This window comes from Achromobacter sp. KK8 (assembly GCF_054188005.1).
Genome location: NZ_CM135178.1, coordinates 2,092,370 through 2,104,865, shown reverse-complemented (window position 1 = coordinate 2,104,865; position 12,496 = coordinate 2,092,370). Strand labels below are relative to the sequence as shown.

9 protein-coding genes are annotated in these 12,496 nt (G+C 70.4%); 6 read left to right on the top strand and 3 right to left on the bottom strand.

The genetic code is table 11. From position 1 onward, the window contains the following. Window positions 1-71 precede the first annotated feature (71 nt). From ACVN9Z_RS09750 to cheD, 3 genes are all read left to right on the top strand, one after another. Window positions 72-785 carry a cell division ATP-binding protein FtsE gene (locus ACVN9Z_RS09750; RefSeq protein WP_238876159.1) on the top strand — a complete coding sequence of 238 codons (714 nt, stop codon included), beginning with the start codon at window positions 72-74 and terminating at the stop codon, window positions 783-785. Beyond that, window positions 782-1,690 (top strand): cell division protein FtsX, encoded by a 909-nt coding sequence (locus tag ACVN9Z_RS09745; protein WP_020925351.1) that lies wholly within the window; start codon window positions 782-784, stop codon window positions 1,688-1,690. Before ACVN9Z_RS09750 ends, ACVN9Z_RS09745 begins: the two co-directional genes overlap by 4 nt. A 415-nt stretch (window positions 1,691-2,105) precedes the next feature. Then, window positions 2,106-2,882: a chemoreceptor glutamine deamidase CheD gene (gene cheD / locus ACVN9Z_RS09740; RefSeq protein WP_006386899.1), complete on the top strand. Its 777-nt coding sequence runs from the start codon at window positions 2,106-2,108 to the stop codon at window positions 2,880-2,882. Between the two features lie 12 nt (window positions 2,883-2,894). Here cheD and ACVN9Z_RS09735 read toward each other — a convergent pair whose 3' ends face one another. After that, window positions 2,895-3,866, bottom strand: a complete 972-nt coding sequence (locus ACVN9Z_RS09735) for a GlxA family transcriptional regulator (protein WP_020925353.1) — start codon at window positions 3,864-3,866, stop codon at window positions 2,895-2,897. Between the two features lie 293 nt (window positions 3,867-4,159). Here ACVN9Z_RS09735 and ACVN9Z_RS09730 point away from each other — a divergent pair, with 293 nt between their 5' ends. Further along, window positions 4,160-4,849, top strand: coding sequence for a M24 family metallopeptidase (locus ACVN9Z_RS09730; protein ID WP_049055611.1), 690 nt, complete (start codon window positions 4,160-4,162; stop codon window positions 4,847-4,849). A 109-nt stretch (window positions 4,850-4,958) separates the two neighbouring features. On the opposite strand, the gene ACVN9Z_RS09725 is transcribed toward ACVN9Z_RS09730, so the two are convergent. Continuing rightward, on the bottom strand, window positions 4,959-8,570 hold the full coding sequence (locus tag ACVN9Z_RS09725; RefSeq protein WP_104413806.1) for an indolepyruvate ferredoxin oxidoreductase family protein: 3,612 nt from the start codon (window positions 8,568-8,570) through the stop codon (window positions 4,959-4,961). Between the two features lie 170 nt (window positions 8,571-8,740). On the opposite strand from ACVN9Z_RS09725, the gene mutY reads away from it, so the two are divergent. Beyond that, the gene (gene mutY / locus ACVN9Z_RS09720; RefSeq protein WP_070781064.1) at window positions 8,741-9,817 is read left to right on the top strand and encodes an A/G-specific adenine glycosylase; all 1,077 of its coding nucleotides are present in this window, start codon (window positions 8,741-8,743) and stop codon (window positions 9,815-9,817) included. 204 nt (window positions 9,818-10,021) lie between these two features. On the opposite strand, the gene ACVN9Z_RS09715 is transcribed toward mutY, so the two are convergent. Beyond that, on the bottom strand, window positions 10,022-10,840 hold the full coding sequence (locus tag ACVN9Z_RS09715) for a helix-turn-helix transcriptional regulator (RefSeq protein ID WP_026383609.1): 819 nt from the start codon (window positions 10,838-10,840) through the stop codon (window positions 10,022-10,024). 201 nt (window positions 10,841-11,041) lie between these two features. Between ACVN9Z_RS09715 and iaaH the strand changes: the two genes are divergently transcribed. Further along, a complete protein-coding gene (gene iaaH, locus ACVN9Z_RS09710; protein WP_395501182.1) occupies window positions 11,042-12,487 on the top strand; it encodes an indoleacetamide hydrolase in 1,446 nt (481 codons plus the stop codon). The last annotated feature ends 9 nt before the right edge of the window (window positions 12,488-12,496 follow it).

Sequence of the window (12,496 nt, the reverse complement as noted above, 5' to 3'; positions counted from 1 at the left end):
GCCGGCGCCACGCCGTTTTAGGCCAGCTTACTGTCCCCGAGTTACTATTGCGGCTTCATCCGACAGCCGCCATGATCGAATTCCAGCACGTCTTCAAATCGTATGGCCGCGGCCGCAATATCCTGGCCGACATCAACTTCCGCGTGAGCGCGGGAGAGTTCGTTTTCGTGTCGGGGCCGTCCGGCGCCGGCAAGTCCACCCTGCTCAAGCTGATCGGCGGCCTCGAGCCCGCCAGCCGCGGTTCGATCCAGGTCAACGGCCAGCGGCTCGACAAGCTGCCCGCCCGCGCCCGGCCCTACCTGCGCCGCGCCGTCGGCGTGATCCTGCAGGACACCCACCTGCTGTTCGACCGCAGCGCCTTTGAAAACGTGATGCTGCCGCTGGCGGTCACCGGCCATCCCTGGAATTCGGCCGCCTCGCGGGCCCGCGCGGCGCTGGACAAGGTCGGCCTGTCGGGCAAGGAAGACCTCAATCCCATCGAATTGTCGGGCGGCGAGCAGCAGCGCCTGGCGATCGCGCGCGCCATCGTCAACCGGCCCGCCATCCTGATCGCCGACGAACCCACCGCCAACCTCGACCACGACAACGCGCAGCGCATCATGAACGTGTTCCGCGACTTCAACCGCGTCGGCGTCACCACGCTGATCGCCTCGCACGACCAGGAACTCATGGCGCGCTACGCCACCCGCACCCTGCGCATCGACCCGGGACGGTTCGCCGACTCGCACGGCGCCGCCACGCCCCCGGCCGACGCCGGCCACGGCATCGCGGGAGAACCGGCATGAACGCCTGGCTGCGGCAGCATCGCTATGCCCTCATGGTCACCCTGCGCCGGCTGGTCAAGCAGCCGTTCTCGTCGCTCGCCAACCTGCTGGTGATGGCGCTGGCGCTGGCCCTGCCGCTGTTGGGCAGCGCCATCCTGGTGTCGGTGCAGCCGGTGGCGCGGCAGATGTCCGTCACCCCCGAGGTCACCGTCTTCATGCGGGTCGATGCGCCCGCCGGCGCCGCCGCCGACATCGCCAGGCGCATCCAGGGCGAATACGCCAGCGACGTGCGCGCGGTGCGCGTGGTCGGCCGCGACGACGCCCTGGCCGACCTGCGCGCCAATCCTGCCTGGCAACAGGCGCTGGCCGTGCTGCCCGGCAATCCGCTGCCCGACGCGGTGGTGGTGACGCTGGCCGACGGCGAAGACCTGGCCGGCCGCGCCGACAGGCTGGCGCAGGCCTGGAAACAATGGGACCAGGTCGACCTGGTGCAGCTGGACAGCGCCTGGGTCCAACGGCTCGAAGCCATCCTGCGCTTCGCCCGCATCGGCCTGGGCTTCCTGGCCGCCTGCGTGGCGGTGGTGGTGCTGGCCACGGTGTTCAACACGGTGCGCATGCAGGCCCTGTCGCAACGCGAGGAAATCGCCGTGGCGCGCCTGGTGGGCGCCACCGAGTCGTTCGTGCGGCGGCCCTTCCTGTACCTGGGCGCGCTGTCCGGCGCCCTGGCCTCGCTGTTGGCCATCGGCGTGGCGGCGGTGGCGCTGTCGCCGCTGAACAACGCCCTCCTCGGCCTGGCGCGCAGCTACGGGGCGGAATTCGCCCTGCATCTGCCCGGCGCGCCGGTGCTGCTGGCGGCCATCGTCGCCTCGGCCGCCCTGGGCGCGCTGTCGGCGCGCTGGTCCGTCACGCGCAGCACGCGATTCTGAAAAGGGCACCGGTCTTCGTCCGATTTTCCTGAAGACCGGCCTGCCTAAAGCCACGTATAGCCCCCCTTCGTCCCCGTGATCCGGGGAACGGCCGCGCCCGCCGTGGGTACGATGGCATCACCTGCTCGCCGCGGCCTTCTCTGGCCAGTGTTCGCATGGCGTCTGTCCCGTGTCACGGGCCGCCCTGCGGTCCCCGGGGGGCCGCGCCAGGAATGGCGCCGAAACGCCAGGCCGGCGGATAAACGGCCATATTTTCAGGGACATAACAAAGTTGCGGTTACACAGGTTTTCCCCCCATTACAGGCCAGATGTGCAAGAATAAAGCGACATTTTTCTACATATTTTGAAACGTTTATTGTTCCACCGAGCCCTGTCTTCGTGTCCCAATCGTTGTTCCTGCCCTTGATTACGCCCCATGGTCGCCCGTCTTGAAGCCCGCGCGACGCGCCATTATTTCGATAGCGCGTTCCAGTCCCAGGCGGTGAAAGTACTCCCCAACGAGTACTACGTCACCGACGAAGACATCATGATCTCGACCGTGCTGGGGTCGTGTGTGGCCGCCTGCATCCACGACCCCGTCACCGGGGTCGGCGGCATGAACCATTTCATGCTGCCCGAAGGCGACATGCAGTCGCCGGCCTCGGCCACCATGCGCTACGGCGCCTTCGCCATGGAAGTGCTGATCAACGAACTGCTCAAGGCCGGCGCGGTGCGCGACCGCCTCGAAGCCAAGGTGTTCGGCGGCGGCGCGGTGCTGTCGGCCATGCAGCAGATGAACATCGGCGAGCGCAACGGCCAGTTCGTGCTGAACTACCTGCGCACCGAAGGCATCCCGGTCAAGGCGCAGGACCTGGGCGACGTGCATGCGCGCCGCATCAACTATTTCCCGCGCGACGGCCGCGTGATGGTGCGCAAGATGGCGCCGCACCACCAGCGCGCCGAAGAAATCATCGCCAAGCGCGAACAGGCCGCCGCCGAGAGCGTGCAGGCCAAGACCCACAGCCCGCCGCGCGTTGAACGCTTCGCGCGGCCCGGCGTCGAACGCTTCGACCGGCCCGCGGCGCGCCCGGGCGTGGAGCGTTTCGATCGTCCCGGCGTCGAGCGTTTCGATCGTCCCGCCGCGCGTCCCGGCGTGGAACGGTTCGACACCGGCGTCACCCGCCGCCGCAAGCCGGAAACCGCCGGCGGCTGAGGCCGCGCCGCCTCAGCCCGCGCCGCCCGGGCGGCCGAAGCTGGCGCGGTATTGGCTGGGCGACACGCCCAGCCGCCGCTGGAACACCTCGCGCAGGTGGCGGGCATCGCGAAAGCCGCAATGAAAGGCCACGGTCTTGAGCGGCGCGGACTCGCGCTCCAGCCGCGCGCGGGCCGCATCCAGCCGCGCGCTCTCGACGAACTCCGCCGGCGTGACGCCGGCATCGCGCAGGAACACGCGCGCGAAATTGCGGCGGCTCATGTTGGCCACCGCCGCCAGCGCCGCCACGCCCAGGTCGTCGGCCAGATGGCCCAGCACGTGCTGCTGCACCTGCGCCACCGCCGACGTCTCTTCGACGAACGGCGTGAGGAAGGGGCTGAACTGCGACTGGCCGCCGGCGCGCTGCATGAACACCACCAGCCGCTTGGCCACGTTCAGCGCCACGTCGGGCCCGTGGTCCTGCGCCACCAGGGACAGCGCCAGGTCAATGCCGGCGGTCACGCCCGCCGAGGTGTGCAGCCGGCCATCCCGCACGTAGAGCCGGTCGGGCTCGACCCGCAGCTCCGGATAGCGCGCCGCCAGCGCCTGCGCATCGTTCCAGTGCGTGGTCACGATGGCGCCGGCAGGCAGGCCTGCCCGAGCCAACAGGAAGATACCGTTGCAGATCGCGCCGTAACGGCCGGCGCGCGCGCAGGCCGCGCGCAGCCAGGCCAGGCCTTCGTCCGGTTCGCGCGCCGCCGGCAGGTCCGGCCCGCCCGCAACCAGCAGCAGGTCGGGCGCCTCGTCGACCTCCGCGTAGTGACGCTGCGGGACCAGCAGCATGCCGTTGGAGCAGGGCACCGCGCCACGCGTCAGGCCGATCAGTTCCATCCGGTACTGGCTGGCGGGCAACAGGAAGCGGTTGGCCTCGGCGAACACGTCCAGCGGCCCGCTGACGTCCAGCGACTGCACGCCGGGAAAAACGAGAATGGCGACGGATTTCATGGGATCGGATAACCGGGAAGCCGACGCCGCGCGGCCGCGCGGCGCAGGCATGGCGACGGCGCGCCGCCAACACACGCTACCTTAGCGCAACGACAGCGGTGTCCACCGCGCTGTCCTTGCCTTGGCCGCAATCCGCGCCAGCGCGGCCGCCATCCGCCGCCACCGCCCGGGTTGGCCGCCGCGCGCGCCACCCTGGCCGCAATCCGCCCCATCCGCCGCTGGTCCGTGACCGCGGGCGCGCCCAGACTTTCCGTACCGCCCTTCCCGGGCTTGCCACGCAAGGAAACCGCCTCATGCACCCCCCTCATTCCGATCCCAGCGAACGCGTCGGCCCGGCCTTCTCGGTCGACGGCATGCTGCTGGCCCGCAACAAGACGCGCCAGGCCATCGAGGACATCGCCGCCCGCATCCGGCCCGGCATGATCGAGGAAGACGCCGTCGCCCTCGCCAAACAGACGTTGATCGACGCCGGAATGGCGCTCAGCTGGCATCCCACGCGGGTGCGCTTCGGCGCCAACACCATGAAGGCCATGCGCCAGGCCTCCACGCCCGGCGCGGTGCTGGGCGAACACGACATCTTCTTCCTCGACATCGCGCCGCGCCTGGACGCCTGGGAAGGCGATGGCGGCAAGAGCTATGTAGTGGGCGACGACGCGCGGCAGGCGCGCTGCGCCCGCGACGCCGAGGCGCTGTTCCATGACGTGCGCGGCGTCTGGCTGCGCCAGCGGCTGAGCGGCCAGGCGCTGTACGCCTACGCCGACCGCCAGGCGCGCGCCATGGGCTGGGAACTGAACTTCGACCTGCCCGGCCACCGCGTGTCCGACTTCCCGCACGCGGCGATCCACACCGGCTCTCTCGCCGACCTGGCCATCAGCCCGTCGGAGATGCGCTGGATCCTGGAAATCCACCTGCGCGACCCGCAGGGCCGCTATGGCGCGTTCTTCGAGGACATGCTGCTGGACGACGCCCACTATCCCGCGTGAAGGCCGCGCGGGGCACCGGCGCGCATGCGCCCGGCACCCGCGCGGCGGGCCCGACCGGCCGTCATGCGCCGCGCCGGCCGCCGTCCCGCCCCCCCGCCGTCCCACCCCGTTAGGCCGCCCGCGCGCCGCCGATCGACAGCACGCTGGCGGTGAAATCCTTGAGCAGGGCCTCGCGCCGCGCCGCGGCCTTTTCCATCGCCGCCTCCTTCACGTGGCCATAGCCGCGGATCTCCTCCGGCACGCTGGCCAGCGCCACGGCGCGATCCAGGTTGCCGCGATTGAGCTTGGACAGGATGGCGCTCAACGTCTCGCGGTACTCGCGCGCCAGCTCGCGCTCGGCGCGGCGCTCGCGGGTGTAGCCGAACGGATCGAAACGCGTGCCGCGCAGGCGCTTCATGCGCGCCAGCAGGCGGAACACCCGCAGCATGCCGGGGCCATAGGCCTTCTTGACCAGGTGGCCGTCGGCGCCGCGACGCGCGAACAGCGGCGGCGCCAGATGGAAGCGCAGCTTCCAGTCGCCCTCGAACTGCTCGCCGATGCGCTTGAGGAATTCCCCGTCCGTGTACAGGCGCGCCACCTCGTATTCGTCCTTGTAGGCCAGCAGCTTGAAGTAGTAGCGCGCCACCGCCAGCGCCAGGCGCTGGGTGCCGGTGGCCTCGTGCTCGGCGTGCGCCACCTTGTCCACCAGGTCGGTGTACAGCCTGGCGTAGGCGGCGTCCTGGTACTGCGTCAGGAACGCGCGGCGCGCCTCGACCACGCGCTCCAGTTCGCCGGCCGGTTTCTTCAGTTCCACCACCGGACTGGCCGCGCGCGGACGGCGGATCTCGATGATGCCGTCCGGATGCGCCGGCACGCCGCCATTGGCCAGAAGACGCGTGACGCCGGCCAGGTCATGCGCGGCGCGGCGCCCCCAGGCGAAGGCGGCCAGGTTGTTGGGCACCTGCTGGCCGTTCAGCTCGATGGCGCGCAGCAACGACTCGCGCGACAGCGGCAGCCAGCCCTTCTGGTAGGCGTAGCCCATCATCAGCGGATTGGAATAGATGGCGTCGCCCAGCAGCCCCACCGCCAGCGCCGACGCATCCACCGTGTGCAGGTTGTCCTTGCCGCAGGCGGCCTGCAGGTCGGCCGTCAGGTTGGCGCCTGGCAGCGTCCAGTCGGGGTTGGTCACGAACGCCGCGGTAGGCGCGGTGTCGCTGTTGAGCAGCGCGCGCGAGCGGCCCGGCCGCAGCCGCGCCATGGCGTCGGCGCTGGTGGCCACCACCAGGTCGCCGGCCAGCATCAGGTCGGCCTCGCCCATCGCCACGCGGGTGTTCATCAGGTGGTCCGGCGTCTGCGCCAGCACCACGTGCGAATACACCGCGCCGCCCTTCTGCGCCAGGCCGGCCATGTCCAGCACCGAACAGCCCTTGCCTTCCAGGTGCGCGGCCATGCCCAGCAACTGGCCGATGGTGACCACGCCGGTGCCGCCCACGCCGGCGATGAAGACGCCATAGGCCTGCGCCAACGCCGGCAACGCCGGTTGCGGCACGTCGTCGTCGACCGCGCCTTCCGGCGCCAGCGCGCGCGGCTTGCGCAGCTTGCCACCCTCCACCGTGACGAAGCTGGGGCAGAAGCCCTTCAGACAGGAGAAGTCCTTGTTGCAGCTGGACTGGTTGATGGCGCGCTTGCGCCCGAACTCGGTCTCCAGCGGCTCCACCGACAGGCAATGCGATTTCTGCGAACAGTCGCCACAGCCTTCGCACACGCGTTCGTTGATGACCACGCGCCGCGCCGGGTCGGGATAGGCGCCGCGCTTGCGGCGGCGGCGCTTCTCGGTGGCACAGGTCTGGTCGTAGATCAGTACCGACACGCCGGGGTGTTCGCGCAGTTCGCGCATCACCGCGTCCAGCTCGTCGCGATGCCTGACCGGCACGCCCGGCGCCATGCCGGCCATGCCCTGGTATTTCTCCGGCTCGTCGGTCACCACCACGATCTTGTCGATGCCCTCGGCCGCCACCTGGCGGCTGATCATCGGCACGCTGATGGGGCCGTCGACCGGCTGCCCGCCGGTCATGGCCACCGCGTCGTTGAACAGGATCTTGTAGGTGATCGGCGCCTTGGCCGCCACCGCCGCGCGGATCGCCAGCAGGCCCGAATGGAAGTAGGTGCCGTCGCCGAGGTTGGCGAACACGTGCTTTTCCTCGGTGAACGGCGCCTGCCCCAGCCACGGCACGCCCTCTCCGCCCATCTGCGTGTACACCTGCGTGTTGCGGCCCATCCAGGTCACCATGTAGTGGCAGCCGATGCCGGCCATGCCGCGCGAGCCTTCCGGCACCCGCGTCGAGGTATTGTGCGGACAGCCCGAACAGAACCACGGCTTGCGGTCTTCCACCACGCGCGGGCGCGCCAGCGCCTGTTCGCGATCGGCGATGAAGGCCAGCCGCGCCTCGATGCCGGCGCGCACGTCGGCCGGCAATTCGAAGCGCAACAGGCGCGCGGCGATGGCCTTGGCCACCATCGCCGGCGAAAACTCGTAGTGCGCCGGCAGCAACCAGTTGCCCTGCGGCACCGCCCATTCGCCGCCATCCTTGTCGTCGAACTTGCCGACCACGCGCGGGATCTTCTTGCCGCTGCCGATCCAGCTGAACAGTTCCTCCTTCAACTGGTATTCGAGCACCTGGCGCTTTTCCTCGACCACCAGGATCTCGTCCAGGCCATCGGCGAAGCGCGCCATGCCGGTGGACTCCAGCGGCCACACCATGCCAACCTTGAACAGCCGCAGGCCGATGCGCTGGCACACCGCCTCGCTCAGCCCCAGGTCGGACAGCGCCTGGCGCGTATCCAGGTAGGCCTTGCCCGAGGTCATGATGCCGAAGCGCGCGTCGCGCGCCGGCACCTGCCAGAGTTCGCGGTTCAGATTGTTGGCGCGGGCGTAGGCCAGCGCCGCGTACAGCTTGTAGTCCAGCAGCCGCGCCTCCTGCTGCAGGGGCGTGTCCGGGATGCGGATGTTAAGGCCGTCCGGCGGCAGCCGGAAATCCTCGGGCAGCACGATCTGCACGCGGTAGGGATCCACGTCCACCGAGGCCGACACCTCGACGATGTCGGTGATGCACTTCATGCCGACCCAGACGCCGGCATAGCGGCTCATGGCCCAGCCATGCAGGCCGTAGTCCAGCACCTCCTGCACGCTGGAGGGGAACAGCGCCGGGATCATGCAGGCCTTGAGAATGTGGTCGCTCTGGTGCGGCAGCGTCGACGACTTGGCCGGATGGTCGTCGCCGGCCACCACCAGCACGCCGCCGTGCGGCGAGGTGCCGGCGGCGTTGGCGTGCTTGAACACGTCGCCGCAGCGGTCCACGCCCGGCCCCTTGCCGTACCACATGCCGAACACACCGTCGTACTTGGCGCCGGGGAACAGGTTGACCTGCTGGGTGCCCCACACCGCGGTGGCCGCCAGGTCCTCGTTGATACCCGGCTGGAACTCGACATGGTGCGCCTTCAGGTACTTGGCCGCCTTCCACATGTTCTGGTCGACCCCGCCCAGCGGCGAGCCCCGGTAGCCCGACACGAACCCGGCCGTGTTCAGCCCCGCGCGCAGGTCGCGCAGCCGCTGCATCATCGGCAGGCGCACCAGGGCATGGATGCCGCTCATCCAGGCGCGGCCGCTTTCCAGGGTGTATTTGTCGTCCAGCTGGACAGATTCGAGCGCCGCGCGCAGCGCGGGCGTGAGGGGGGCATTCATGTCTACTCCGAGGGTCGTGGAACGCCCGCGGCGGCCAACGCACCACGCCCTCTTGAAGCGCATGCGGGCAAGCGGCGGGAGGTGAATTCCGGGCGCTCGATGCGCCTCTGTCCTACGGTTGTAACCGCTCGCCCCACCCCCGGCAATAGGGCGATGCGATAATTGTGGGCATGGACTTCGCCCCTCGCATCGTCGCCTGGCAGCGCCAGCACGGCCGCCACGATCTCCCCTGGCAGAACACCCGGGATCCCTACCGCATCTGGCTCTCCGAGATCATGCTGCAGCAGACGCAGGTGGCCACGGTGATCCCCTACTACGAGCGCTTCCTGCAGCGCTTTCCCGACGTGGCCGCGCTGGCCGCCGCCGCCCAGGAAGACGTGATGCCCTACTGGGCCGGCCTGGGCTACTACGCCCGCGCCCGCAACCTGCACCGCTGCGCCCAGGAGATCGCGCGCGACTGGAACGGCCGCTTCCCGCCCAGCGCCGAAGCCATCGCCACCCTGCCCGGCATCGGCCGCTCGACCGCCGCCGCCATCGCCGCCTTCGCCTATGGCGAGCGCTCGCCCATCCTGGACGGCAACGTCAAGCGCGTCTTCACCCGTCACTTCGGCATCGCCGGCGACCCCGCCAGGCGCGAGATCGAGCAGCGCCTGTGGGCCCTGGCCGACGCCCAGGTCGAGGCCGCGCCCGGCCTGGACATGGCCGCCTACACGCAGGGCCTGATGGACCTGGGCGCCACCCTCTGTACGCGCGGCAAGCCGGCCTGCGAGCGCTGCCCGGTCGCCGATACCTGTGTTGCCCGGCGCGAAGGCCGCCAGGCCGAACTGCCCACGCCCAAGGCGCGCAAGGCGATTCCGGAACGCGAGACCGCGATGCTGGTGCTGCAGCACCAGGGCGCGTTCCTGCTGCAGCAACGCCCCGAACCCGGTATCTGGGGCGGCCTCTGGAGCCTGCCCGAATTCGACGCCGCCGGCGACCCCCTGGCCGCCTCGCGCGCCCTCGGCCTGGACCCCGAACAGCGCTTCGAACTCGCCGCCTTCGCCCACACCTTCACCCACTACCGCCTGCACATCCGCCCCTGGTACGTGCCCGTGCGCAGCGCCTCGCTGCGCCAACCCACGCAATCCGAACGCTGGGTCACCCAGGCCGAACTCCCCGACACCGCCCTGCCCGCCCCCGTCAAGAAACTCCTGCTGGGCCTGATCGACGCCGGCCTCCCCGGCGACCTGCTGGCCAACAGCAAGTAGCGCCCTCCAACCGCCCCCCCCCCCCCGCGCGCAGCGTCACCACCCCGACGCCAGACACCCAAACGCCAAAGAAGGCCGCCCGCGCGGCCGCCTTTGGCGACCCCGCAAATCCTTTCCGCCCCGAAGATTGCTGGCAAGAACGCCAAGCACACCACCCGCCCCAACAGCCGCCGTTAAGTCACTCGCGCCTCAAGAACCCACTCGTCACGCATCCCCCAGCAGCATCACCAGCTTCAGGTCCAGGTGCGTCGCCAGGCGAAAGGTGATCTGCTGGAACGCCATCCGCCCGCGCCGCGGATGCGCGAACTCGCGCAGGCCGCCTTCGCGTTCGACGACGGCGTGCCGGTTCCACCAATGCGCGAACACGGGACTCTGCCGGTTCAGGGCGTCGATCAGCGCCAGCACCGCCGGCTCGTCCAGATGCGCGCCCGCGTCGGCCCGGAACTCGGCCACCACGCGCCGCGCGCGCTGCTCCCAGTCCACCACCAGTTCGCGCGCCGCCGGATCGAGAAAGATGTAGCGCAGCAGGTTCGGCTCCGGATCCCGGGTCGGCCAATCGTCGAATAGCTCGCGCAGCGGTTCATTACAGGCCAGCACGTTCCAGGCCCGGTCCAGTACGTAGGCCGGCGCGGTGATGGCGTCCACGCACTCGCGCAACGACCCGGGCGCCCCCATCGCATCGTCGCGCGCATGCTGCGGATCGGCACAGTCGGCCAGGTCGAACAGATAGGCCCGCTCGGCCCGCGCCAGCTGCAGCACCCCCGCGATGCGCGACCAGACCGACGGCGATACCGACACCTCGCGCCCCTGCTCGATCCAGGTGTACCAGGTGACGCTGATGCCGCACAGCTGCGCCACCTCTTCGCGCCTCAGCCCGGGCGTGCGGCGCCGCATGCCTTCGGGCAGGCCGGCCATCTGCGGCGTGATGCGCGAGCGGGCGCTGCGCACGAACTCGCCCAGCGCCTGGCGGCGCAGGCGGGAGCCTTCATGGCCGGCGGCGCCGGCTTGGGGGGAAGTGTTCATACCAGGATAAGAGAGGAACTTGTACGTGTATAAGCTGCGCCTATCTTACGCCCGTCCGCTGCAATGGCGCTCCGCTACGCCGGCAGGCGACCATGGGTCGGACCGGCATATCGACGAACGGCCCGGGCCGCGCTACGGTCGACCCTGTACAGAACGGCATCGAACCGACGACACCGCATCAACACGAAGGAGACACCCCCCATGCCCGCCCCCCAGACGTCCCCAAGCTGCCCGACCGTGACCGAAGCCGCGGCGCTTTTTCGCGATGGCCAGGTCACCAGCGAAGCCCTCACCCGGGCCTGCCTGGACCGCATCGCGGCCCGCCAGGACCTCAATGCCTTCATCACGGTGGACGCGGACGGCGCGCTGGCGCAGGCGCGGGCCGCCGATGCCGCGCGCGCCGGCGGACACACCGCCCGGCCGCTGGAAGGCGTGCCCGTGGCGATCAAGGACAACATCCACGTCGCGGGGCTGCCCAACACCGCCGGCACCCCGGCCCTGCGTGACTTCATCCCGGCCGAGGACGCCCCGATCGTGCGGCGCCTGCGCGAAGCCGGCGCCATCATCGTCGGCAAGACCCACATGCATGAACTGGCGTTCGGCGTTTCCGGCTACAACACGGCCTATCCCGGCCCGCGGGGCGCGGGCACGCGCAACGCCTATGACCCCGAACGCATCGCCGGGGGCTCGTCCTCGGGCAGCGGCGCGGCGGTGGGCGCGCGCCTGGTGCCGGCCGCGCTCGGCACCGACACGGGCGCCTCCGTTCGCCTGCCTGCCGCGCTCAATGGCGCCGTGGGCTTTCGGCCTTCGGTGGGCCGCTATGACGGTTCGGGCATCACGCCGATTTCGCATACCCGCGACACGCCCGGGCCCATCGCCAACGGCATGGCCGACATCGCGCTTCTGGATGCCGTGCTGACTGGCGACGACAGGCCGTTGCCAGCGCTGGACGCCGCCAGCCTGCGGCTGGGACTGCCCGGCTATTTCTGGCAGGACCTGGACCCGCAGGTGCAAGCCGTCGCCCAGGCCGCACTTGAGCGCCTGCGCGCGGCCGGCGTGACGCTGCTGCCGTTGGACATGCCCGGCCTGGAGGCCAGTAACGCCGCGACCGGCATGCCGCTGTGCCTGTACGAACAGAAGCCAGATCTCACCGCCTACCTGGCGCGCCACGAGGTCGGCGTCAGCTTCGAGGAATTGGTGGCGCGGATCTCCAGCCCCGACGTCAAGGCCATCTTCAACGACCTGGTCGTGCCGGGCGTGCTGCCCACGCCATCGGGCGAACTGCTGCCGCTGCAGCCACTGTACGACAGCGCCATCGCGGTCCATCGCGGCGCGCTCATCGACGTCTACCGCCGCGCGTTCGAGCAGCATGCGCTGCACGGGCTGCTGTTCCCCACGGTGCCGGTGCCGCCGCCGCTCGCCGCGCCCGAGGCCAGCAGCCTGGAGTCGTTCCTGCGGCTGGCGCGCAACGTCGACCCCGGCAGCAACGCGGGCCTGCCCGGCCTGAGCCTGCCCGCCGGCCTGTCGGACGACGGCCTGCCGATCGGATTGGAGGTGGATGGCCTGCCGGGCGAGGACCGCAAGATCCTCGCGGTCGGCGTGGCGCTGGAACCGTTGCTGGGCCGCCTGGCGCCGCCGCCAGCCTGATGCGCCTTT